General features: G+C 71.4%; 21 protein-coding genes, 1 tRNA gene and 1 riboswitch. Of the genes, 11 read left to right on the forward strand and 11 right to left on the reverse strand.

Annotated features, from left to right (window positions below; genetic code table 11):
* Positions 1-110 precede the first annotated feature (110 nt).
* The 4 genes from ACFZDJ_RS38280 to ACFZDJ_RS38295 all read right to left on the reverse strand — a co-directional run bounded on the left by ACFZDJ_RS38280 (position 111) and on the right by ACFZDJ_RS38295 (position 4,125).
* Complete coding sequence (locus tag ACFZDJ_RS38280; protein ID WP_391066007.1) at positions 111-884, reverse strand: SDR family NAD(P)-dependent oxidoreductase; 774 nt, start codon at positions 882-884, stop codon at positions 111-113.
* Between the two features lie 28 nt (positions 885-912).
* On the reverse strand, positions 913-2,145 hold the full coding sequence (locus ACFZDJ_RS38285; protein WP_391066010.1) for an alanine racemase: 1,233 nt from the start codon (positions 2,143-2,145) through the stop codon (positions 913-915).
* A complete protein-coding gene (locus ACFZDJ_RS38290) occupies positions 2,142-2,969 on the reverse strand; it encodes an SDR family NAD(P)-dependent oxidoreductase (protein ID WP_384919900.1) in 828 nt (275 codons plus the stop codon). Before ACFZDJ_RS38290 ends, ACFZDJ_RS38285 begins: the two co-directional genes overlap by 4 nt.
* Before the next feature lie 181 nt (positions 2,970-3,150).
* On the reverse strand, positions 3,151-4,125 hold the full coding sequence (locus tag ACFZDJ_RS38295) for an SMP-30/gluconolactonase/LRE family protein (protein ID WP_384919898.1): 975 nt from the start codon (positions 4,123-4,125) through the stop codon (positions 3,151-3,153).
* A gap of 195 nt (positions 4,126-4,320) precedes the next feature.
* Here ACFZDJ_RS38295 and ACFZDJ_RS38300 point away from each other — a divergent pair, with 195 nt between their 5' ends.
* A complete protein-coding gene (locus ACFZDJ_RS38300) occupies positions 4,321-4,914 on the forward strand; it encodes a TetR/AcrR family transcriptional regulator (RefSeq protein WP_168517025.1) in 594 nt (197 codons plus the stop codon).
* A gap of 310 nt (positions 4,915-5,224) precedes the next feature.
* Here ACFZDJ_RS38300 and ACFZDJ_RS38305 read toward each other — a convergent pair whose 3' ends face one another.
* Positions 5,225-5,623 carry an ArsR/SmtB family transcription factor gene (locus tag ACFZDJ_RS38305; protein ID WP_391066015.1) on the reverse strand — a complete coding sequence of 133 codons (399 nt, stop codon included), beginning with the start codon at positions 5,621-5,623 and terminating at the stop codon, positions 5,225-5,227.
* A 181-nt stretch (positions 5,624-5,804) separates the two neighbouring features.
* Here ACFZDJ_RS38305 and ACFZDJ_RS38310 point away from each other — a divergent pair, with 181 nt between their 5' ends.
* From ACFZDJ_RS38310 to ACFZDJ_RS38325, 4 genes are all read left to right on the forward strand, one after another.
* Positions 5,805-7,256 carry a DHA2 family efflux MFS transporter permease subunit gene (locus ACFZDJ_RS38310; protein ID WP_391066018.1) on the forward strand — a complete coding sequence of 484 codons (1,452 nt, stop codon included), beginning with the start codon at positions 5,805-5,807 and terminating at the stop codon, positions 7,254-7,256.
* A gap of 138 nt (positions 7,257-7,394) precedes the next feature.
* Positions 7,395-8,297, forward strand: a complete 903-nt coding sequence (locus ACFZDJ_RS38315) for a GDSL-type esterase/lipase family protein (protein WP_391066459.1) — start codon at positions 7,395-7,397, stop codon at positions 8,295-8,297.
* A gap of 153 nt (positions 8,298-8,450) precedes the next feature.
* Positions 8,451-8,624 carry a CsbD family protein gene (locus ACFZDJ_RS38320; protein WP_075025472.1) on the forward strand — a complete coding sequence of 58 codons (174 nt, stop codon included), beginning with the start codon at positions 8,451-8,453 and terminating at the stop codon, positions 8,622-8,624.
* Between the two features lie 173 nt (positions 8,625-8,797).
* A complete protein-coding gene (locus ACFZDJ_RS38325; protein ID WP_390931347.1) occupies positions 8,798-9,403 on the forward strand; it encodes a GPP34 family phosphoprotein in 606 nt (201 codons plus the stop codon).
* A gap of 69 nt (positions 9,404-9,472) precedes the next feature.
* Here the strand turns inward: ACFZDJ_RS38325 and ACFZDJ_RS38330 are convergent, their stop codons facing one another.
* The 3 genes from ACFZDJ_RS38330 to ACFZDJ_RS38340 form a co-directional block, all read right to left on the reverse strand.
* Positions 9,473-10,660 carry a hypothetical protein gene (locus tag ACFZDJ_RS38330; protein ID WP_391066021.1) on the reverse strand — a complete coding sequence of 396 codons (1,188 nt, stop codon included), beginning with the start codon at positions 10,658-10,660 and terminating at the stop codon, positions 9,473-9,475.
* A gap of 166 nt (positions 10,661-10,826) precedes the next feature.
* A complete protein-coding gene (locus ACFZDJ_RS38335; RefSeq protein WP_391066024.1) occupies positions 10,827-12,395 on the reverse strand; it encodes an NlpC/P60 family protein in 1,569 nt (522 codons plus the stop codon).
* A gap of 56 nt (positions 12,396-12,451) precedes the next feature.
* Positions 12,452-12,622: riboswitch (cyclic di-AMP (ydaO/yuaA leader) on the reverse strand.
* A gap of 115 nt (positions 12,623-12,737) precedes the next feature.
* Positions 12,738-14,099: a diacylglycerol kinase family protein gene (locus tag ACFZDJ_RS38340; protein ID WP_391066027.1), complete on the reverse strand. Its 1,362-nt coding sequence runs from the start codon at positions 14,097-14,099 to the stop codon at positions 12,738-12,740.
* Between the two features lie 202 nt (positions 14,100-14,301).
* Between ACFZDJ_RS38340 and ACFZDJ_RS38345 the strand changes: the two genes are divergently transcribed.
* The 4 genes from ACFZDJ_RS38345 to ACFZDJ_RS38360 are packed head-to-tail and all read left to right on the forward strand — an operon-like array spanning position 14,302 to position 17,181.
* On the forward strand, positions 14,302-15,006 hold the full coding sequence (locus tag ACFZDJ_RS38345) for a response regulator transcription factor (protein ID WP_168506524.1): 705 nt from the start codon (positions 14,302-14,304) through the stop codon (positions 15,004-15,006).
* A complete protein-coding gene (locus ACFZDJ_RS38350; RefSeq protein WP_391066029.1) occupies positions 15,003-16,487 on the forward strand; it encodes an ATP-binding protein in 1,485 nt (494 codons plus the stop codon). The genes ACFZDJ_RS38345 and ACFZDJ_RS38350 overlap by 4 nt, the downstream gene beginning before the upstream one ends.
* A 47-nt stretch (positions 16,488-16,534) precedes the next feature.
* On the forward strand, positions 16,535-16,942 hold the full coding sequence (locus tag ACFZDJ_RS38355; protein ID WP_385374790.1) for a hypothetical protein: 408 nt from the start codon (positions 16,535-16,537) through the stop codon (positions 16,940-16,942).
* The gene (locus ACFZDJ_RS38360; protein WP_384919868.1) at positions 16,942-17,181 is read left to right on the forward strand and encodes a hypothetical protein; all 240 of its coding nucleotides are present in this window, start codon (positions 16,942-16,944) and stop codon (positions 17,179-17,181) included. The genes ACFZDJ_RS38355 and ACFZDJ_RS38360 overlap by 1 nt, the downstream gene beginning before the upstream one ends.
* Before the next feature lie 2 nt (positions 17,182-17,183).
* Here ACFZDJ_RS38360 and ACFZDJ_RS38365 read toward each other — a convergent pair whose 3' ends face one another.
* A complete protein-coding gene (locus ACFZDJ_RS38365) occupies positions 17,184-18,326 on the reverse strand; it encodes a SpoIIE family protein phosphatase (RefSeq protein WP_391066033.1) in 1,143 nt (380 codons plus the stop codon).
* Between the two features lie 221 nt (positions 18,327-18,547).
* Here ACFZDJ_RS38365 and ACFZDJ_RS38370 point away from each other — a divergent pair, with 221 nt between their 5' ends.
* Positions 18,548-19,912: an FAD-dependent oxidoreductase gene (locus ACFZDJ_RS38370; RefSeq protein WP_390931365.1), complete on the forward strand. Its 1,365-nt coding sequence runs from the start codon at positions 18,548-18,550 to the stop codon at positions 19,910-19,912.
* Positions 19,913-19,983: 71 nt separating this feature from the next.
* On the opposite strand, the gene ligA is transcribed toward ACFZDJ_RS38370, so the two are convergent.
* Positions 19,984-22,098 (reverse strand): NAD-dependent DNA ligase LigA, encoded by a 2,115-nt coding sequence (ligA, locus tag ACFZDJ_RS38375; RefSeq protein ID WP_391066036.1) that lies wholly within the window; start codon positions 22,096-22,098, stop codon positions 19,984-19,986.
* Positions 22,099-22,207: 109 nt separating this feature from the next.
* On the opposite strand from ligA, the gene ACFZDJ_RS38380 reads away from it, so the two are divergent.
* Positions 22,208-22,270, forward strand: a tRNA-Ser gene (locus ACFZDJ_RS38380).
* 174 nt (positions 22,271-22,444) lie between these two features.
* Here the strand turns inward: ACFZDJ_RS38380 and ACFZDJ_RS38385 are convergent.
* The gene (locus ACFZDJ_RS38385) at positions 22,445-23,035 is read right to left on the reverse strand and encodes a TetR/AcrR family transcriptional regulator (RefSeq protein ID WP_168506510.1); all 591 of its coding nucleotides are present in this window, start codon (positions 23,033-23,035) and stop codon (positions 22,445-22,447) included.
* Positions 23,036-23,191: the final 156 nt, after the last annotated feature.

Genomic DNA, 23,191 nt, shown 5'->3' on the forward strand with positions numbered 1-23,191 from the left:
ACAGACGGCAGAACCTTGAAAGCCACACCCGACGCTCCTGGGTGGATGAACCATACGAAGGGCTCACCACGTCCCGCAGGACAACGTAGGGAACCCTGAAGCGAATCCAGCTACTGGAGCGAGGCCAGTTTTCGGAGTATCAGGGCGGAGAGCGGCGTGGGCAGGGTGCGCAGGGCGCGGACCAGGGTTGTCGTGGTCCAGGGGAAGTACGCCTGTGCCGGTTCTCTTTCCAGGGCGCGTACGACGTGTCGTGCCGCGCGGTTCTGGCTGATCCGGAAGGGCTTGGGGAGACCGTCGGCGCCGACGCGGTCGGTTGCGACGAAGCCCGGGTGGATGCTGGTGAACCGGATGCCACGGGGCGCGAGTTCGACGCGTGCGGTGTCGATGAGGGTGCGTGCGGCAGCCTTCGCTGCCGAGTACGGGCCCTGGCGGGGGATGCCCATCAGGCCGGCCAGCGAGTTGGTGTGCGCGATCAGGCCTCCGGTGCGCTGGGTTTTCATCTGTGCGATCAGCGGGACGAGGTAGTGGACGACGACGTCGTAGTTCAAGGCGGTGATCCGTGCGATGTCGGCCACGGTGACCTGGTCCATGGACATGTCCGGTCCCTGGCCGGCGTTGAGGAGCGCGATGTCGACGGATCCGTACTCCGCGACGCACGCGGCCACCACCGCGCAGGCCGCCCCCGGGTCCAGGGCGTCGGCGGCGATGTCCAGGCAGGTGCTGCCTGCGGCACGGATCTCCTGGGCCACGGAGGCGAGTTCGGGGGCGCGCCGTGCCGTGATGACCAGCCGGTTGCCGCTGTGCGCGAGTTGGCGTGCCACCTCCGCGCCGATGCCCGAGGAGGCGCCGACGATCAGGACGGTGCGGCCGGTGACGCGGGTCATGGTGTCACCTTGCCCGCGGGGCGGGCCGTCACAGGAAGTGCCGGCCCTCACCCCGGTACGTCGGTACGGTGTCGACCACCTCGCCGCCGCTGACCAGGTGGAGTTCGCCGACCCGCTCGCACAGTTCACCTGCCTTGGCATGCCGCAGCCACACCCGGTCGCCGATGCGCAGGACCTGCGCGGGCTTGCCGAGCAGCGGGGTCTGCACCTCGCCCGCCGCTTCGGTGGCGGTGACGCGCAGGCCGGGGGGCCAGGCCAGGGTGGGCAGCCGGTCCTTGCCGGGCGGGCCGGAGGCGATCCATCCGCCGCCCAGGAGCGTCGCGATCTTCGGGGAGGGTCGGCGTACCACGGGCAGCACGAAGTACGCGGCGGGTACCGGCCGGAAGGACCGGTAGAAGTCGAACAGCCCGGGACCGTACAGGCCGGAGCCCGCCGCGAGTTCGGTGACGGCGTCCTCCCGCGTGGTGGTCTCCAGGCTGCCGGTGCCGCCGCCGTTGACGAACCGCAGCGGGGTGACGGCACGTACGGCGGCGACCGCGGCCTCCCGTCGGTGGCGCAGTTCCTCGACGGACGAACGCTGCATCGCGCGCACGACGGCCCGCTTGAGCAGGGAACCGGGCTGGTTGTCGCCGAGGCCGGCGACCTGGCCCTCGTACCCCATGATCCCGGTCAGTTCGAAGCCCGGACGGGCCGCGACCTCACGGGCGAACGCGACCGCCTCCCGCGGGGTGTGCACCGGGGACCTGCGCGGCCCGAGGTGGAGTCGGCCGCCCGCCAGTCGCAGGGCGGCGTCCAGCTCCAGGCAGACGCGGACACGGGTCTGCCTGGGGCCGGTCGCGGCGTCCACGAGGTCCAGGTGCTCGACGGAGTCCACCATCAGGGTGATCCGGGAGGCGAGCCGTTCGTCGGCGGCCAGCCGGCGCAGCGCGGTGGCGTCGGTGGTGGGGTAGCCGACGACGACGTCCTCGAACTCCTCGGCCAGCCACAGGGCTTCGGGCAGCGTGAAACCGAGGATGCCCTGGAATCCGGGGCGGGCGAGAGCCCGGCGGATGAGGGCGCGCGACCGCAGCGACTTGCTCGCGAGCCGTATCGGTTTGCCGCCCGCGCGGCGTTCGAGGTCGACGGCGTTGGCGTCGAAGGCGTCCAGATCGATGACGCCGAAGGGTGGCTCCAGGCCTGCGGTCGCCGCCCGCAACCGGTCGAGGTGCCCCTGTTCCGCGGGGGCGGACCGGGCCGGGGTGGTGGCGGTGTCGGTGGTCATCGGCTGTCTCCTCGCTCGCGCACCACGGCCGTGGCCGGGGTGATGCTCCTACTGCGGCGTTCCGCCATGGCCGCCACCTTGGGGATCACGAAGCGCATCAGCCGGGGGAACACCCCGGCGACCCGCTGAACGCGTCCGCCGACAGCCGGGTGGACGACTTCGACCGGCTTCTTCACGATCGCGTCGACGATGACCGAGGCGACCTTCTCGGGGGTGAGCGGCTTCTCGGCGAAGGTGATCACCGCGCTCGGGTCGGCCATCTCCTGCTCCAGCATCGGCGTCCGGGTGCCGGGCGGGTGGATGATGCTGAACGTCACAGGTCCGCCCCGTTCCTCGATCGCCACGCTGTGGTGGAAGGCGCGCAGCCCGTGCTTGGTCGCGCCGTAGGTGGTGTAACCGGACAGCGGCAGGAACGAGCTCATGCTGCAGACCGTGATGATGTGCCCGTGCCCCTGGGCGCGCATCCGGGGCAGCGCGGTCAGTGTCCCGGCCATCGGGCCGAGCAGGTTGACCTCGACCATGTGGCGGTGCTGCTCCAGGGACAGCTGGCGTGCGTATCCCGTGTGGATGATCCCGGCGTTGTTGACGAGAACCTCGACAGGGCCGAGCCGGGCCGCGACGGCGTCGAAGGCCTCCTCCCAGGCGTCCCCGTCACGGATGTCGAGGGAGACAGCGCAGGCGTCGGGGCCGAGTCGGTCGGCGAGACGGGTGGCCCCGGCCAGGTCGATGTCGGCGAGGGCGACCCGGTGGCCGCGTCGCACCGCCTCGCGCGCCGTGGCGGCGCCGATCCCACTGGCCGCGCCGGTCACCAGGACCACGCTCATCGCGGCCTCCCCTCGCGGGTGCCGCCGCTGCCGAACGAGGTGTCGTGGACGCCGGTGCCGGTTCGATGTCCGTGCATGTGAACTCCCAGGAGGCGGGCGGGGGATGGACCCGTGGACGGAGTGCGTGTGTCCGCGGGCGGAAGGGCGGCCCCGCTGTCGCAGAAGGCCCGTGCGTCCGCGGTCACGACGGCAGGACGTACGCCTCCAGCCGTGCGCCGTCGAGCTGTGCGGCGCGCTCCGGGTCGTCGGTGGGGACGGTGGCGGCGTACAGGGTGTCGCCGCGCGGGCCCGCGACCAGACAGCTGAGCGTGCGCTGGCTGGTGGCGACGCGGTCCAGGATCGTGCCGCCGGGGCCGACCCGGACGCACTCGCCGCGCAGCGCGTTGGCGACCCAGGCCGTGCCGTCCTTGCCCGGTGCGATGCCGTCCGGGGCGATGGGGGTGTCGGAGCGGTCGGCGATCGCCTGGTGGTCCAGCAGGGAGGAGACACGCCGGGTGATCCGGCCGCGCAGCCCGGGACGGTTGAGGGAGTTCCACAGCCAGGCCGGGACCAGAGGAGCCCAGGGGCGTGGCGGTCCGAGCCGTCCGTCGGGCAGCACGGGCAGTGCGGTGAGCCGCATCGCCAGTGTCTCGGCGACCAGCAGGGTCCGCCCCTCGTCGATGAGGATGCAGCCGTTGGGGAACACCAACGGCTCGCTCAGGCCCAGTAGTTCGCCCTCCGGCGACAGACAGGCGAGCGGGGCCCTGGGCGGTCCGGGGGGTGCGTAGAGCATGGCGTTGGGCTGCTGTCGGACGAAGCCGTGGTAGTCGAAGCCGAAATTGCCCACGTAGGCGCGGCCCCGCCCGTCGACCAGCATGTCGTTGACCGGGCCGCCGGCGATGTCCCCGAGGTCCGCGTGCACGACCAGGGAGCCGTCCGGCTCCAGTCGGTGGACCCGGTGTCCGTCCATCGAGACGACCAGCATCCGCCCGTCGGGCAGCCAGCCGAGGCCGCCGGCCCGGCCGGGGACCTCCACCACGGTCTCCGGCTTCCCGAGGGTGTCCCAGCGGTGCACCGTCCCGTGGGCGAAGTCGCAGAACCACAGCGCGCCGTCGTGCCAGCGCAGGGACTCCAGCGTGCCGAATCCGTCCAGAACGACAGTGGCTTGCGGTCGCACTTCCGCCTCCAGAGGGGACTCGCGCCAGGTGTCAGGTGCCGCTACGGTCGCCCACCGCGAAGAAGTAAGTCAAGAGTCTTGGACGCTTGACTTACTTCTCGGGCGGATCCGCGCTCCGAGCCGACGCGCGGCCCGTGGGTCTGGCTATCCTGGCGGACGAACCCGCAGGTGAAGAGGGGAGATCGTGTGTCCCGTATGGCGGCGAGCGACCGGAGGGCCGAGCTCCTCGAGGCCGCGATCCGGGTCATGACGCGTGACGGAGTGGCCAAGGCCACCACCCGTGCGATCGTCAACGAGGCCGGTATGACCCTCGGGGCGTTCCACTACTGCTTCGACTCCAGGGCGCAGCTCCTCGAACGCGTCACCGAGACCCTCACCGAGCGGTATGTCGCCGAGGTCCGGGGCCTGTTCGCGCCGCACAAGGACATCCGCGACAGCGTCCTCGACAGTCTGCACGCGTTCTGGAAGGGGTTCGAGGCCAACCCCGGCGAGCACCAGATCAGTTACGAGCTCACCCAGTACGCGCTGCGCAATCCCGGCTTCGAGAACATCGCCAGGAGGCAGTACGAGATCTTCCTGGCCGCCTTCGCCTCCCTGCTCGAACTGGCCGCCGACAACGCCGGGATCGAGTGGACGCAGCCCGTGCCGATCCTCGCGCGATACGTGCACTCGGTGATCGACGGCCTCAACATGACCTGGCTCGTCGACCGCAACAGCGACCACAGCCAGGCGGTTCTGCACCTGCTCGCCGACCACCTTCTCCAGTACGCCCGGCCGTCGGCCGCCTGACATGTGCGCCGTCGGCGGCTTGGAATACGCTATGATCGATCTTGAGCAGACCGCCGGAAGTCTCGGCGGCAGGCCTCGCGTTGGTGGTCCAAGGAAAGACGCCCCGCTTCCTGTGGGGAGATGCAGGTGCAAGGCCTGCCCGGCGCTCCACAGAACCCCGCCCCCGGTACTCCGGAGGCGGGGTTCGCTCGTTGCGGCCGGTGCCGTCGGCGGTCCCGAAGGGGCGCGTTCGAGGTGCGGGTCCGGGACAGGACGCCGGATGCCGCGGGCGATCCCTGGGTGACACCGGCGTGGGCTTCCCGCGAGGCGCTCAGGCCCTGCCCTCGGTGCGCAGGACCAGGTCGAGGAGGCCCGGGAAGCACTCGTCGAACTCGGCGCGGCGCAGCCGGTTGAGCCTCTTGGGTCCGGCGTCGCGCTGCTCCAGGAGGCCGGCCTCGCGCAGTACGGCGAAGTGGCGGCTGAGGGTCGCCTTGGTGACCGGCACGTCGAAGCTCCCGCACGCCCGTTCCCAGTCGGCTGCCCCGGCCAACTCCCTTACCAGGGTCTGGCGGACGGGGTCGGCGAGGGCGAGCAGCGCCGTCTCCAGCGGTACGTCGTGCGGAGGAGTGTGGACCGGTGGCGTCCGGTGACTCGCGGCCGCGGTCGGCTGTCCGCTCTCCACGGTCGCCCGTCCGCCCCGTGGGGTCGACTCTCGGCTCTGTGCCGCCATGGCTGGTCGCTCCGTCCCGACTCGCTTGGTCCGTGACGCGTGCCGTACACGGATTGCAGAGTGTTCGATGATCTGCGTACACTCGAACTGTTCGCTCGTAGACGAACAGTCTACCGGAGCCCGCTGCGTACCGCCCGGCTCCGTGCCCCTCACCGCCCTCCGGCACGTCGGAAGGAAATCCGTGCCTCAGACCCAACCCCACAAGGCCCGGCCAGGGCTGACGCTGTTCGCGGCCTGCCTCGGTTTTGTGGTCGTCATCCTGGATGTCAGCGTCGTGAACGTCGCCATCAAGGCGCTCGGCGCGGACTTCGGCGGCAGCCTGTCCGGTCTGGAGTGGGTGATCAACGGCTACACGCTCACCTTCGCCGCCTTCCTCCTGACCGCCGGTGCCATGGGCGACCGGTACGACCCCAGGCGGATCTTCATGGTGGGCTTCGCGCTGTTCGCCGTGACATCCCTGGCCTGCGGCGCCGCTTTCTCGCTGGTCGCCCTCGTCACGGCCCGCGTGGCCCAGGGCGTCGGCGCCGCGATGATCGTGCCGTCCTCCCTGTCGATCGTGAACACCAACTTCCCCGACCCGCCGGAACGCACCCGCGCCGTGAGCCTCTGGGCCGCGGCCGGCGGACTCGCCCTCGCGCTCGGCCCGGTCGTCGGCGGCCTGCTGGTGGACTCGCTCGGCTGGCGCTCGATCTTCTACGTCAACGTCCCCATCGCCGCCGTCGGCATCGCGCTCGTGCGGGCCTACGCCCGGCCCGCCCCCGCCCGCGACGCCTCGGTCCGCCGCTCGCTGGACCTGCCCGGTCAACTGCTCGCCGTCATCGGCCTCGGCGCGTTCACGGGAGCGATCGTGGAGGCCAACGCGCAGGGCTGGTCCTCGGCCACCGTGCTGACCTGCCTGGTCGTCTGCCTGGTCGCGCTGATCGGCTTCCTCGCGGTGGAGCGCCGCAGTGGCGACCCGATGCTGCCCCTCCACCTGTTCGGCAGGGGGGTGTTCAGCTCCACCTCCCTCATCGGCGCACTGCTGAACTTCTCCTTCTACGGCCTGATCTTCGTCTTCAGCCTCTTCTTCCAGCAGGTCTGGGACTACTCGCCCATCGGCGCCGGACTCGCGTTCCTCCCGATGACGGCAGCCATCATGATCGCGAACCTGTCGTGCGGTCCGCTGGTCAAGCGCTACGGCGCCCGGACCGTGATGATCACCGGAAACAGCCTGGCCGTCGTCGGCTACCTGGCCACGGTCCCGGTCGTCGACTCGGGGGCGTACGCGCAGATGATCGCGCAGTTCGTCGTCGCCGGATTCGGCCTCGGCCTGGTCGTCCCGTCCATGACGAACGCCATGCTCGGCTCCGTGGACCCGGCCAACGCCGGTATCGCCTCCGGCGTCCTCAACGCCTCGCGTCAACTGGGCGGCCTCGTAGGGGTCGCGGTGATGGGCCTCCTCGTCGGCCAGGCCACCTCCGACCACTTCCTGTCCGGGCTGCGCGCTGCCCTGCTCTGCGCCGTGGTGGCCCTCGCGATCGGCGCGGTGCTCAGCGCGGTCGGCCTGCGCGGGCGGCAGGCGACCACCGCGACGGCACCGGTGACCACTGAGGCCGAGCCCGAGCCCGCTCTGAAGACCGCCGACGCGCGCTGACGGCCGCCGCCCGGTCGCCCTACCGGAACGGGTTTCCCGCATATGTGACAGATCTCTTCTCCAGCGACCTACCGGCCGGTATACAAGCGATGTTGAGCGTGCAAGGAACGCCGCGTCAGTGTCGACGGAGGAGAGATGATGAACCATCACGTGGTCCGGGGCGATGCCACCCGAAGACGACGACACGCCTCCGCGCTGGGAGCCGCCCTCGGTTGCGGTGTCCTTCTCCTCGGTGTCGCCTCCGCGTCTCCCGCCGTCGCGAGCGGATCGCACTCCCACCGGGGAACCGACTACGTGGCGCTCGGCGACTCGTACACCTCCGGACCTCTGATCCCTCGTCAGGTGGACGCCAACTGCGCCCGCTCCGACCAGAACTACCCCTCGCTCGTCGCGACGCGGCGGTCGACCGGAACGTTCACGGACGTGAGCTGCGCCGGCGCGACGACCGACAACATGTGGAAGGCGCAGGGAACCAACGGACCCCAACTGAACGCCGTCGAGCGCTCCACGGATCTGGTGACCGTGCAGATAGGCGGCAACGACATCGGCTTCGGCTCCATCATCGGCACCTGTGCCGCGTTGAGTTCCAAGGACCCGTCGGGCAACCCCTGCCAGCAGTACTACAACTCCTCGGGCTTCGACCAGCTGACGCTGAACATCATCGAGACGGCTCCCAAGATCGCGCGGGTGCTGCGCGCCGTGCACGACAGGGCGCCGCACGCCCGCGTGCTCGTGGTCGGCTATCCGGACCTCCTGCCCGACGACGGCAGCGGCTGCTATCCGTCCGTCCCGTTCGCCGCCAAGGACTTCGCCTACCTGCGTGACGTCGGGAAGCGGCTCAACCTGATGATGCGCACGGTGGCCCGCTTCAGCCGTGCCGAATACGTCGACACGTACAAACCCACCGTCGGACACGACATGTGCAAGGCGCCCGCCGACCGGTGGATCGAGCCGCTGCAGCCCGCTTCACCCGCCGCCCCCGCACACCCCAACGCCAAGGGCGAGGCGGCCATGGCCGGGGCGGTGCTCCGGCGGCTGTAGTTCCTGGGTAGTGCGCGATCTCCATGGACCTCACGGATCCCATGGATCCCATGGATCCCACGAACTCCATGGACCAGGCATGTTTACAGGATCTGTCCAGGGTCACACGGGTCAGTGAGCACCTGACGCCGAGAGCACCGAGAGGTGAGTTCCATGGCTCGCGACCAGAAAGCCAAGGCGAAGGCCGAGCAGGCCAAGGGCAAGATCAAGGAGACCACGGGGCGTGCCGTGGGCAACGAGCGCATGACGGCCGAGGGGCGTGTGGAGAAGGCCAAGGGCGACGCGCGCCAGGCGAAGGAGAAGACCAAGGACATCTTCCGCGGCTGACGTCCGGCCGCTCATGGGGCGGACGGCGTACGCAGGGCAGGGGGCTCGTCGCATGGAGCGACGGGCCCCCTGCTCCGCTCTGCGGCACCGGCGCCGAGCGGTCGAGGATCGTAGGCTTTCCCCGCCGAAGATCGTAGGCTTTCCCCTCCGGAGACTGTGTGGGGGAGCCATCTATGACCACGGCCAGGGACCTCTTGATCACCGCCATGGACGTGGACCCGGACCGCCCCGTGGGGCAGGGCGACCTGTCCCTCGCACTCGCCGGAGCCGAGGTGATCGACCTCCTCGCCGCTGACGCCGTTCACCTGGACGGCGACCGCCTCGTGCCGGCACCGGAGCCGACGACGGAAGACCGCCTCCTGGCCGAGGCGGCGTCCTCGCTCGTACGCCAGGTGCCCTACGAGCCGGTCGAGGACTGGCTGTGGCGCAGGGGGCGCGGCCTGGCCGCGGCCCATCTGGCCGCCCTGGAGGCGGACGGTCAGCTGACCCGGCAGCGCCAGCGCCGACTGCTTTTCGGAGCCGTCCGGATGGTCGTGGTCGATTCGCCCGCCCGGCGCCGGGCACTGCACCGCTGGGCCGCCGACGAGCCTGTCCTCGTCTCCCTCGCGGCGGCCGTCGGGATTCCGGCCGAGCAGGGCGCCGACGGTCCGTTCGTGACCGACGACGCGGTGACGACCGTGCTGGCCGCCGTCAACGACGCGGTCATGGAACTGGAAGCGGTACGCCAGCGCCGGTCCATCGAGAACGCGGCGTTCGCCAACCTCTGGCGAGGTGCGTGACGCGAGCGGGCGCGCCGACACGCCGGTTTCAGCGGGTGGCCTCGGTCCGGCGCCGGTTTCCGGCAGCGATCATTCGCCCTTGCCGGGCGCGTTCTCGGGCGTGCCGGTGTCGGCACCGGTTCCGGTGTCAGTGCCCCTGGCGGTGCCCCGGTCCGGTGCGTCGTCGCGGGCCGCACGTCGTGCCCGTACGGTGCCCGCGACCCGCTGGAACGTCCGCGTCAACTGGTGCAGCGGGTTCCCGTCCTGACCGGCGGACGCCTCGTGCGCACCGGACGCCGTCGTCCGGAGGTCTCGGAGGTCGGCCAGCGCCGCATGCGCGAGTTCGGTCGCCTCGCGGTACTGGTCGCGCGACTTCGTCATGGCGTCGAGTGCCTCGGCGTACACAGCCACCAGCGCCCGTGCCTCCTCCAGCGTCAGCAGCTTCCAGTCCTCCCGGAGGCCGGTGAGGGCGTCCTGCGCCGCTTCCGGCAGCGGCCGGGGCAGTGCCGCGTACCGTACGACCTTCTCCAGGAGCTCCGTCGGCTCCGAGCCGTCGAGGAAGACACTGCGTACCGTGGAGTCCTGCTCGTCGTACCCGGGCCGGGCGGGGGAACCGGGCAGGATCACGGCGCCACCGCGCGGCACCCGTACGCCCAGGTCGTACAGCGCCCAGTTGACCGTCTGGAACTGCTCGGGCGCGGCGCGGTGTTCCACGACGCGGTGACGCAGACCGGGCGGGAGCAGCCGGGCCAGCGGCAGGCGACCGCGTTCGTCGGTGGTCATCGCCTCGTGGATGACGACGTTGATGCTCCAACTGTGCTGCGCGGCCTCCTTGAGCAGGCGGCGCAGTGCCTTGTCGTCCTGCGGCAGCGGGTTGATGTCCCGCAGGCGGAGCCCGGCCACGATGTCGTGGTCCCAGGGGATCTCGTGTCCCTCGGGCCAGAACATGGTCGCGGGAGAGGGCCACGCGAGGTCCCAGGGCCGTTCCGCCTCGGCCACCAGCGTCCAGCGGCTTCCCTCGGCGGCGTGATCGCGCCCGTCCGTCGTGAGCCGTGCGCGAACCGTGACGGTGTTGTCGACCTGCCAGCGTGCCTCGAAGACATGCCCCTCGGAGTCCGAGGAGTTCTCTGCCTCCAGGAAGTCGTGGATCGTCTCGTCGGCCTTCAGCCTTCGCAGGTTCTCCCTGAGGATCTCCTGCGGGGCGGGCCCGACATGGCGCCCGCCGGCCAGCCAGACGGTTTCCGGAGCGGTGGCGCGGGCGGTGGAAGGCTTGGGCATGAGTCACTTTGCGGTGGGAGGCGGCGTGCGCACCCAGTATGGTCAGCGCAGGTGGCGACCCGGGCGGCGAGGTCCGCACGGATCACGTACATCCCCTATTGCGAAACTTCGGCCGTTCCAGTGCCTTATATGCGCTTTGGGGTCTTGATCGATGTGGCGCAGTCCGTCACGCCGGGCGCAGCGCGCTGTGGATCGCCTTCTGTCCGGCGAAGAAGATGGACTCTTCGCGTATCGAGGCACCCGGGCTGGGGGCGTGGATCATCATGCCGTTGCCGGTGTAGAAGCCGACGTGGCTGACGTTGTCGTGGAAGAAGATCAGGTCGCCGAACTGGATGTCGGTCAGGGGAATCGCCGCACCGGCGGTCGCCTGCCCGTGCACGGTGCGCGGGAGTGCGACCCCGGCGGCCCTCCAGGCGGCCTGGACGAGGCTGGCGGAGTCGTACGAGTCCGGTCCGGTCGCGCCCCAGACACACGGCTTGCCGATCTGCGTGCGGGCGAAGGCAAGGGCCTTGGCGGCCTTCCCGCCGTACGCCGACTCCGCGGCGCCGACCGCGCCGACGGGGCTGACCGTGTTGACCGCGCCGGTGCCTACGGGCACACCCGCGGCCAGGGGCATCCCCGCACCGAAGGGCATGTCCGCGCCGAGTGGCATCCCCAGACCCATGGACGTGTCGGTGCCGAGGGGCATTCCCGTACCCATGGACGTGTCGGTGCCGAGGGGCATTCCCGTACCCATGGACGTGTCGGTGCCGAGGGGCATTCCCGTACCCATGGACATGTCCGTAGCCAGCGGCACGCCTCTGCCGAGGGACATGTCCGCGCCGGGAAGCATCCCCGCGGCCAGGGGCATGCCCGCGCCGAGGGGCGTGTCCGTGCCGAGTGGCATTCCCATAGCCATGGACGTGTCCGTGCCGAGCGGCATTCCCGTACCCATGGGCATGTTCGCGCCGAGTGGCATCCCGGTACCGAGGGACATGTCCGGGCCGAGCGGGGTCGGCTGCTGTCGCTGCCACTCCGCCGCCTGGTTACGAGCCTGATCCTCCGGGGTGGGCCAGACACCCTCGGCCGGACGTGACTCGATCGCCGCGGGCCCGGGGTTCCACGGTGCGGCGTGCTTGGACACCAGCTCACGGGCCAGCGCCAGTTTCCGCTGGATCTTCTCCTTGGACGTCTTCAACGAGGACTGCCCCGGCCCGGCGGGCAGCGCGGGCAGCAGGGCCGTGGCGGCCTCCTGCGCTGGTTGTGGCGCGGGCTCCGGCGCGGCCGGCAGCGCGGCGACGGCCCTGGCCGTCAACTCGGCCACGGGCCAGGCGGCCGCCTCGGCGGAGGGGCCTGCGGTCAATTCCAGAACGGGGCGGGCGGTCAACTCCCGCCCACGGTCGCTGAGCCCGTCCTCCGGCCGCTTCGCCGGGCCCGTGGGCCGCGCCTCGGCCGGGCGGTTCGGCATCCGGTCGGCCGGCAGCCTGGCCGGTGCGGACGGACCCAGTTGCGTGCGCGCCGCGTCGAACCAGGTCTTGGTGATGTCGTCGAGGGCGGGGTCGCGGCGCCTGCGCGCGGTTTCCGGCGCCGGGTTGACGCGGCCTCGGCTCCCTGTGGTCATCGCGCGGGTCCCGTTGACGAACCCGACGGCGTTCTCGGCCTGGTCGTAGAGGGAGCTGACCCGCTGCTGCACCTCCTCGCGGCTCGGACCGTCCGCGCCACTGAGGGCGGCCGTCGCGCGTGCGGAGTCGGGCATGCCAGGGAGGCTGCCGCCTCCAGGGCGCGGGGTTCGTTCCGGCGCCATGGGAGCCGTACTCCTTCCGTACTCCGCCTACCGGGTCGGCCGTCGGGTTCGGGCGGAAGATTCCGGAAGGCATGCCCTACGGCCCTTGCCCGAGTGGGCAGTTGGGCCGATTCACCCCAAGGTCGGTTGGGTCCTGGTTCCGGTTGCCGCGGGGGCATCGGATTCGGCGGAGGTCGCGCGACCCGGCGAGGTTCGCCGGAGGGAGTCGTGCGGCCTGCCGCCAACTTAGCCAATTTGTGTGCCTGGTGTGAAGATTGGAGCGCGAACTGTCCGATATGTAATTGTGACCTTCGTCTACGTGTCCCGGCTGCGACCAGGATGTCGTACGACCGCCGCGCGCCCCATGGTCGCCGCGAGCGTCCGCAACCGGCGCCAGTCCAAGGGGGGTTGGGCCTCGGGTACACCGGGCCGTTCCCTGGGGACGCGGACGCGCAGAGCGCCGGGTTCGACGTGGCAGTGGACCGGGGCGGGCAGGACCAGGGCCTCGCCGTCGATGCCGGCCTCGATCTCCGCGCGGTCGGCGTCGATGACCACCTCACGGGTGGTCAGGACCGCGAGTCCGTTCGGCGCGGGGTCCAGTACGAGGGCGGCGGCCTCGGCCGCGCTGTCCACCGTGATGCCGAGGACGCCGAGCAGCCCGGAGTCGAGGCGTTCGCGGCGGCCGAGACCGGCCGGATCGTTGGTGCGGTAGGGGTTGTTGCTCACCAGCACGGCCTGCGGGGCGTCGAGTGTGGTGTCCGCGGCGCGGGCGGTCAGCCGCGGCCCGCGCTGGCGGGTGAGCAGGTCGGGCAGGAGGTCCAGGATGGTGCCGATCTTGTCGTCGCGGTACGCGGGGCTCTGGACGACCGCCGCGTACGCGCCGAAGGAGGCGTTGTTGACGAACGGGTGACCGCCGGCGAAGCCGAGGTCCACGCGGAGTTCGACGCCGTCGGTGAGGGCGTCCAGGCAGGTCGCCGGGTCGTCGCGGTCGAGGCCGAGGTCCATGGCGAAGTGATTGCGGGTGCCGGCGCAGACCACCAGGAACGGCAGACCGTGTTCGGCGGCGACGGCCGCGACCAGCGCCTGGGTACCGTCACCGCCGGCGACGCCCAGCAGATCCGCGCCGTCCGCGACGGCGGCCCGGGCCAGCGCGGTGACGTCCTGGTGCTTCTCCGGGTCGAGGAGCACGACCTGCGCGCCGAGCCGCTCCGCCTTCTCCCGCAGCCCGAACTTCGCCACCTTGCCGCCGCCGGAGTGCGGGTTCATGAGGAGGAAGGGGCGCCGCGGCGGCGGTGCCCTGCGTTCCTTCGGGCGCGAGGGGCGCGTCCGGTCGCTCCGCAGGGCGTACCGGCCGCTCCAGACGGCCACGGTCCACAGCGCCAGGGACACGGGGACGGCCCAGAGCAGGCCGGCCACGGCGAACAGGGTGAGCACGGCGCCGGGCGCGACGGCCGCCAGTACGGCCGCCACCCAGCGGAGCGGGCCGCGCCGGGTCAGCGCCCACCACAGCGCCGCCGCCGTGACGGCCACGCCGAGGAGCGCGGCCAGGAGCAGCAGTAAGCCGTCCACGCCTCCGTAACCGAGCGGCAGGAGAACCGCCAGCGCCGCCGCGACCAGCGCGGCCCTGGCCGCCCACCGTTTCCCGTGGCCGACCTGCCCGCTCGCATCCGCACCCATCGACACAGTCGTATGCAACCGCCGGGTCAGGCCCCGCGCAACCGCCACGCTCCGGGAGGACACACGCCAACCAGGGCCGGCCCGGGCGATTCTCACCGATCCCTTGGTCGACCCCTCGGGGCCGGGACCGTCGCGGCTGATGCACGATGGGCGGCGGCGAGCCCCGGCGGTGCGCCGGGGTGTGGCGGGGAGGGCAGTGGTGATGAGTGGGCAGCGCGGCCGTGTCCTGGTCGTGGACGACGACGCGGCGATCCGCCGCTCGCTGGAGCGCGGACTGAGGCTCGGCGGATTCACCGTGGACCTGGCCGACGGGGGCCGGCCGGCCCTGGCGGTGGCCCGGCGGACACCGCCGGACGTGATCGTGCTGGACATCTCGATGCCCGACCTCAGCGGCATCGAGGTGTGCAGGACACTGCGGGACGAGGACAACGACGTACCCGTGCTGATGCTCTCCGCACTCGACGAGACCGCCGACCGGATCGCGGGCCTGCAGGCGGGCGGGGACGACTACCTCGTCAAGCCCTTCGCCCTGCAGGAACTGGTCCTGCGCCTGGAGGCACTGCTGCGGCGCAGGCCGCCCCGGGACAGCGGCACCGTACGGGTCGGCGGGCTGCTCCTGGATCCCGCCGCCCGGGAGGTGAGCCTCGACGGGCGGCCGGTGGAACTGACCCGACGCGAGTTCGAGCTGCTCCACTTCCTCGCCCGCAACGCAGGCATCGTGCTCAGCCGGGACCAGCTCCTCGACCGCGTATGGGGCTACGACTTCGAGGTGCGCACCGACGCGGTGGACACCTTCGTCAGCTATCTGCGCCGCAAACTGGAGACGTCGGGGCGCTCCCGGATCATCCACACCGTACGAGGCGTGGGCTTCGTCCTGCGCGACGACGACCCGGGGGAGCGGCCGTGAGACTGTCCACGCGGATCGCCCTGGCCGTCGGCGCCACCGTGCCGGTACTGGTTCTGGCCACCGGCTGGCTGCTGCTGCGGCTGGTCGCCGCGGATCTGCACGACCAGCAGGACACGCATCTGCGTGAGCGCGCGGTGGCCGTCGCCAAAGACGCCCGGGGGCTGCTGCGCGCGAGCGCCGCCGACCGGTCGGCGGCGGTGGAGCAGGCCCGCGAACGCCGGCTTTTCACCTCGGCCCTGGACGTGGGCGTACGGCTGATCGGCCCCGAGGGGTCCTTCACGGGCGGCCCGCAACCGGCGGCCGACGTGGCGCTGCCCGCCAGGGCTCCCGTCCCGGTCACCCTCCGCGCCGACGGCAGGAGCTGGCGGATCCTGTCGACCCGGGTGACCGGGTCGCGCCCGGGAGTACGCGGCACCCTGTGGCTGTTCGCGTCCGATACCGCCGCCGACACCCAGGTGCGCCTGGTCCGACGGCGCGCGGTGACCGTCGCCCTGCTCGCCGCACCGCTGTCCGGGCTGCTCGCCTGGACCGTCGCCACCCGGGCGAGCACACCGCTGCGCCGTCTGCAACGCCGGGCGAGCGGCCTCGACCCCCGTTCCAGTGCCACCCGCCTGGACCACACCCCGACGCGGATCGCCGAGGTCGACGACCTCGCACGCACCCTGCAGACCGTCCTGGCCCGCTACGACGAGCAGGCGGCCAGGACCGCCGAGGCACTGGCCACCGCCCGCTCCTTCGCCTCGGCGGCCACGCACGAACTGCGCACCCCGCTGATGAGCATGCAGACCAACCTGGAGATCCTCACCGAGCATCCGGAACTCGCCGGACCCGACCGCGACGAAGTGCTGCACGACCTGAGGCGCGAACACGCACGCCTCCTCGGCGTCCTCGTCATGCTGCGCGACCTCGGCCGCGCAGACCTCGTCGAGGCGGACGCCTTCGGCCCGGTCGACCTCGCCGACCTCGTCGAAGCGAGCACGGAGGAACAGCGGCGACGCCATCCGCACGCACGGGTGGCCGGCCACTGCGCACCGGGGCTGCGTGTGCACGGCTGGGAGGCGGGACTGCGGAGCCTGGTGGACAACCTGCTCGTCAACGCCCTGGTCCACGGACACACGGACGGGCAGCCCCCGCAGGTCGAGGTGACCTTGCGCGCGAGCGGCGCCGACGCGCTCCTCGTCGTCGAAGACCGGGGCCCTGGCATCCCGCCCGCGCTGCGCACCGAGGTCTTCGAACGCTTCCGCCGCCGACCGGACAGCCCCGGCTCCGGCCTCGGACTGACCCTGGTCGCCCAGCAGATCGCCCTGCACCGGGGCGGGATCCGGGTACTGGACCGGCCCACGGGTCCGGGCACCCGCGTCGAGGTCACCCTGCCGCTGAGCGACGGCACCGCGGACGCGGGGGCCACGCTTCCGCTCCCGCGCAACTGGATGATCACGACCGCCGACCGGCCACAAGAATTCCACAAAGACGGCTCCTAGCTTTCCCGGCGAGAGGGCAGTCGCCCCTGAACGCGGAGGAGTTCGTCATGCCAAGCACCAGGAAGACCGTGATCTCGGTCGTCTCGTTGGTCGCCGCCGGGTCGCTGTTCGGCGCCGCCGGCGCGGCCACGGCCGACGCCGCGACTCCCGCGCCGTCCGGCACCCCCACGGGCGACGGCGCGGCGGCGCTGTGCAAGCGCGCGCCGAAGATCGACCGGCGGATCGACCGGATCCTCACCCGGCTGCGCGCGGACGCTTCCCGGCGTGGCTCCATCGCCCGTCTCGAGCAGCGGGTGGCGAACGCCAAGTCCGCGGGGCACACCCAGATCGAGACCTACCTGAACGACCGGCTCACCTTCCGGCGTTCCCTGGTCCCCACCCTGGAGACCCGCCAGAAGGACCTGGCCGACGTCGAGAAGTGGTGTGGCGCCCACGACAACGGTCGTACGAACTGATGCGCGCGCGCCACACCGTGCCGGTGGTACTGGCCGCCCTGCTGTTCCTGGCCGGATGCGGCCACGGCGGGAACGCGCGGAGTGCACAGGGCACGCAGGGCACGGGGACCGCACAGGGCACGCAGACCACTCGGCAGCCCGCGCCCACTTCCTCCGCGGACCTCGGTCACCTGCGGAAACTCGTCGACGGCGCCGATTCCGCGGCGAGCGCGGCGGAGTCGGACATGGCCCGGGAGTGAGGTCAGCGTTCCGCCGACGGGGGCGATCCGTCGGCGTGGAGCCGGTGGTGGCCGTCGGCGGGGCGGGCGGTGAAGTGCGGTCGATGCGGGTGGTGGGAGGCGGTGCGTTCGATGATCAGGACGGCGGCGTCGTCGCCGGGGTGGTCGCCGACGTGCGCGAGGAGGTCGTCGTGGATGTGCCGCAGCAGGGCGTCGGGGCTGGCGGCGGGAAAGGAGGCGACCTTGTCGGCGAGCGGGTAGAAGGCGCCCGACGGTGAGCGGGCTTCGATGACGCCGTCGGTGTAGAGCAGGAGGATGTCACCGGTTTCGAAGGTGAACGGGTCGGGGCGGTGGCTCGCGGCGGGCAGCTCGCACATGCCCAGCGGGGGGACGGGGTGGCGCGCGTACAGGACCGTGACCTCGCGGTCGCGCAGCAGGAGAGGCGGTGGATGACCGCAGTTGATCATCCAGGCCCCCGGCCCCTCGTCGGGGATGTCGAGCACGAGCGCGGTGGTGAAGTGCTCGCCCGGGTCCTGCTCGGTGTCGGCCACGTCCTCCAGGTCGCGGCACACGCTGACCTCCAGTGCCGCCGTGAGCTCGGGCAGGGTGGCGTACCGGTGAGCGCCCTCACGGAACGATCCCAGCACCACCGAGGCCTCGCCGATGGAGGCCAGACCCTTGCCGCGTACGTCCCCGATGATCACCCGCGTGGAGGACTGGGCGGCGCGGGCGACCGCGAACAGGTCGCCGCCGATCTGCGTCTCGTCCTCGGCGGCCAGATACAGCCAGGCCACGCGCAGGGGCCCGATCCGGCGGGGCGGCGGTCGAAGCAGGACCCGCTGCGCGGTCTCGGCCACCGACCGCGCCCGGCTCAGTTCCAGGGCACGCCGCTCGCGTACATGGCAGACGAAGACCACCAGCGCGGAGAGCACGGTCAGGGCGATGATCTGCGCGACGTGGTTGGCGGTGGTCAGCCCGCCGTGGAACACCGCGATGAAGACCTGGGCGGCCACGGCCAGCCCCCCGACCACCGCGGTCAGCCGTGGCCCGGCCAGGGAGGCGGTGAGGGCGGGGGCGATGACCAGCAACGGACCCAGGTGGACATTGGTCGGGGAGTGGAGGTCCACCACGGTGATCACTACGATCAGCGCGAGTGGGATTGCCACCAGTCCGCGGCCCGACGGCTGCTCCACGAGGCGGTCCACTGACACACGCCGGACACCCACATTTCCCATTTTGCCCCCGCTTCCGAGGCCTGTGCTCCCCGGGCGGCGAGTCATAAGATCGGCTTATGGGGTCATAGATCCAGCCCGCCTACTGACTAAGGTTTGCCTTAGTTTAGGCTTCCCGACGAGCCACCCTGCCACCGTTCGAAGGGAACCTGATCATGCCTCGCCCTCTGCGGGTAGCCATTGTCGGAGCCGGCCCCGCCGGGATCTACGCTGCCGACGCGCTGCTGAAGTCCGCAGTTGCGGTCGAGCCCGGTGTGTCCATCGACCTCTTCGAACGGATGCCGGCCCCCTTCGGCCTGATCCGCTACGGCGTGGCCCCCGACCACCCGCGGATCAAGGGCATCATCACGGCCCTGCACCAGGTGCTCGACAAGCCTCAGATACGTCTCTTCGGCAATGTCGACTACCCGGGGGACATCAACCTCGACGACCTGCGCACCTTCTACGACGCCGTGATCTTCTCCACGGGGGCGACGGCCGACCGGGCCCTCGACATACCCGGCATCGGTCTCGACGGCTCGTACGGCGCCGCGGACTTCGTCTCCTGGTACGACGGCCACCCGGACGTGGCGCGGACCTGGCCGCTCGAAGCGGAGAAGGTCGCCGTCCTCGGCGTCGGCAACGTCGCGCTCGACGTCGCCCGCATCCTCGCCAAGACCGCCGACGAACTGCTGCCGACCGAGATCCCGCAGAACGTCTACGACGGCCTCAAGGCCAACAAGGCCCTGGAGGTCCACGTCTTCGGCCGCCGAGGTCCGGCGCAGGCGAAGTTCAGCCCGATGGAACTGCGGGAGCTGGACCACTCCCCGAACATCGAGGTCATCGTCGACCCCGAGGACATCGACTACGACGAGGGCTCGATCGCGACCCGGCGCGGCAACAAGCAGGCCGACATGGTCGCCAAGACCCTGGAGAACTGGGCCATCCGCGACATCGGTGAGCGCCCGCACAAGCTGTTCCTGCACTTCTTCGAGTCCCCGACCGAGATCCTCGGAGAGAACGGCCAGGTCGTCGGCCTGCGCACCGAGCGCACCGCCCTCGACGGCACCGGCAACGTCAAGGGAACCGGCGAGTTCAAGGACTGGGACCTCGGTGCGGTCTACCGCGCCGTGGGCTACCTGTCCGACGAACTGCCCAAGCTCCCCTGGGACACCGATTCGGGCACGGTCCCGGACCAGGGCGGCCGCGTGATCGAGGAGACCGGCGAGCACCTGCGGTCGACGTACGTCACCGGCTGGATCCGACGCGGCCCCGTGGGTCTGATCGGCCACACCAAGGGCGACGCCAACGAGACCGTCGCCAGCCTGCTCGACGACCACGCGAACGGACGTCTGCACACGCCCGGCTCGCCCGACCCGGAGGCCGTGGACGCGTTCCTCGGCGAGCGGGACGTCCGCTTCACCACCTGGGAGGGCTGGTACCGCCTGGACGCCGCGGAGAAGGCGCTGGGCGAACCGCAGGGCCGGGAACGCGTGAAGATCGTCGAGCGCGAGGACATGCTCGACGCGAGCGGCGCATAAGCCCCCTGCGTGCGGTCGCCCTCGACGGCGACCGCACGCTGCCGCGTCGCGTCGCGTCGCGTCGCTTCACGTCACGTCACGTCGGCGTCGGCCGTCATGGGCCGGTCGACGTAGTCGGCGACCAGCGTCGCGAACTCGTCGGGGGTGACCAGCCGGATGCCGAGGTCCTCGGCCTTGGCGCGCTTGGATCCGGCGCCTTCGCCGGCGACGACCAGCGTGGTCTTCTTGGAGACGCTGGAGGAGGAGCGGCCGCCGGCGCGCTCGATGAGTTCGTTCATCTCGTTGCGGCTGAGCTTCTCCAGCGGGCCGGTCATGGCTCCGGTGACGACGACCGCCATCCCGGTCAGCGGCCCGCCCGCCGGCTCCGCGCCCTCGGTGGCGGTGTCGGTGTCGTCGGCGAAGACGGGCGCAGTGGCGCCGGGCTCGGTCATGTTGACCCCTGCCGCGGCGAGCTTGTCGATGAGCGGGGCGAGTTCGGCGAGTTCGGCCACGATGGACGGGGCTTTCTCCGTGCCGATGCCCTCGACCCGCTGCATCGCTTCGGCGTCGGCGGCACGTATGTGGTCCATGGTGGCGAAGTACCGGGCGATACGACGGGACATGGAGCGGCCCGTACCGCGGACGCCGAGCGCGCACAGCACCCGCGACAACGGCTGCCCCTTGGCCGCACCGATCGCCGCGAGGAGATTGTCGGTGCTGGTCTCACCCATCCGTTCCAGGCCGAGGAGCTGGTCGCGGGTGAGGGCGAACACGTCGGCGAGATCGGCGACCAGGCCGGCCTCGACGAGCTGGACGACACGGGTATGGCCCAGGCCCTCGATGTCGAGCTGGTCGCGGCCGGCGGCGTACGAGAGGGCGGCGACCAGGTGGCAGTTGCGGCCGTTCTCGCAGCGCCAGCGCTGCTCGCTGGTGTCGATGGCGGAGCCGCACCGCGGGCACACCTCGGGGAAGACGATCGGCCGCTCCTCGCCGGTGCGCAGATGGGCGACGGGGGCCTCGACGCGGGGAATCACGTCCCCGGCGCGGTGGACCATCACATGGTCGCCCAGACGCAGGTCGCGACGGGTGATGTCGGCAGGGTTGTGAAGGGTGGCGTAGGTGATGGTGGAGCCGTCGATCTCGACCGGTTCGAGGACCGCGCGCGGAGCGATGATGCCGGTGCGGCCCACGTTCCACTCCACCTCCAGCAGCCGGGTGATCTTCTCCACGGCCGGCAGCTTGTAGGCGATCGCCCAGCGCGGTGCGCGCGAACCGGATCCGGCGGCCTCCTGATCGGCGGCGAGGTCGGCCTTGATGACGATCCCGTCGATCCCGAACGGCAACTCCGCCCGCAGCGCCGCGATCTCCTTCACCCGGGCCAGGACCTGCTCGGCGGTCTCCGCCGTGGTCCCGGGCACGGCGGTGGCGGCGGTGGTGTTCACGCCGAGCTCGCCGCACCGCGCCATCAGCTCGCTGTGCGCGCCCTCACCCAGCCGCGCCGCGAGGGCCTCCTCGGTGCCGGGCAGCGGCAGCAGGGCGTAGCCGAAGAAGGTCATCGGCACGGTGTAGGCGCGGTCCTTGGCGCGCAGGGTGCCCGCCGCGGCGTTGCGCGGGTTCGCGAACGGCTGCCCGCCGTGCGCGGTGCGCACCTCGTTGGCGTGCTCGAACTGGGCGGTGGTCATCAGGACTTCGCCCCGCACCTCCGCCGTGACCGGCTCGGCGAGCTCGGCCGGGAGGCCTTCGACGGTGCCGATGGCGTGCGAGACGTCCTCCCCAGCCGTCCCGTCGCCACGGGTGATCAGCCGGGTGAGGCGACCATGGGTGTACCGGGCGGCGATCGCGAGCCCGTCGAGCTTCGGCTCGACACCGAACCGTGTGACGTCATGGCCGATCCGCCGGGCCAGCGACGCGGTCCAGGCGGTGAACTCCTCCGGCGAGAACACGTTGTCCAGACTCAGCATGGGTACCGTGTGCGGGACATCGCCCTCCACGGCGCCACCGGCGACCTTCCCGGTCGGTGAGTCGGGCAGCACCTCGTCGGGATGAGCGGACTCCCACGCCGCGATGCCCCTCACAAGCCGGTCGTAGGTGTCGTCGTCCAGTACCGACGTGCCGCCCGCGTAGTAGGCGGCCGAAGCCTTCACGGCGTCCTCGACGGCCTGCGCGTAGGCGGCGGCATCCACGATCACTGCGGCTGGTGTTGTCATACCCGCCATCCTGCACGCCACCACTGACAACGCCCCGGTACGCGTCTGCCGCACGCCGGAAACCAGGTGACCGCGACGGCGTCCACCACTACGGTGAACTCGTTCAGGTGCGAAGGTTTCGGCTACTTCTCCTGTCAAGAGAGAGACGCGGGTTCGAATCCCGTCGCCCGCCCCGGCGGGTGTCGTCCAGCGGCCCAGGACACTTACGTCGCCGACACCGAACCCGATCTCTGAACACCGCGACACGAGCCGTCCGCCACGGGGGAGAACAGGCGGACGGCTTCGTCGTGCGCGCAGGGAAGCTGCTGGGCAAAGACGAGCGGCTGCTCGCCGGCCGCGGACCGGTTCACTCCGGCGGCGCGGAACCCGGCGCGCCCACCCGTAGACCGTCCATCACGAGGTCCAGGAGGCGGGTGGCGCGCGGCTGCCAGTCGCCGTCCGCGTCGATCTGCCAGAGACCGGCGATGAAGAGGAAGAAGTCCTCGGGCGTCACTCCGGGGCGGATGGTGCCCGCCTTGTCGTTCGCCGCCAGGAGCAGCGCGGTGGCCGAGGACATCGCGCCGTGTCCCAGCCGGGTCAGGGTGCCGTGCGCGAGGGTGGTGGCGCGCAGGGCCTCGGCCAGGCCGACCTTGGTCATGGCGAACTGGGCCAGGCGGTCCATCCACTCCCGCAGGGCCCGGTCCGGCGCACGCGTCTCGAGCAACTGGGCCGCGGCGTCGGCGACCTGCTGCACCTCGTGGCGGTAGATCTCCAGGAGGAGTGCCTCGCGATTGGGGAAGTTGCGATAGAACGTCCCTTGCCCGACTCCCGCCTTCTTGGCGATCGCGCTGAGCGGGGTGTCCGCCGACCGCGTCAGCTCGGCCAGGGCCACATCGAGGATGCGCTCGCGATTGCGTTGCGCGTCCGAGCGCAGCGGGGTGGCCTTCTTCTGCTGCACTCGGGCCTCCTTCGTCCTCCGCCCTGCCCGGCGGGTGCCTTGCTAACCGGACAGCTGTCCGATAGGTTCAGGATTAGCGGACAGCTGTCCGCTTAGGTTCACCATACCGCCGGATCCGGCCAGTGTGGACCATCGGTGTTCCCTTTTCCCGGCCCT

The sequence above is a fragment of the Streptomyces sp. NPDC007896 genome (assembly GCF_042959425.1).
Taxonomy (GTDB): Bacteria; Actinomycetota; Actinomycetes; order Streptomycetales; family Streptomycetaceae; genus Streptomyces.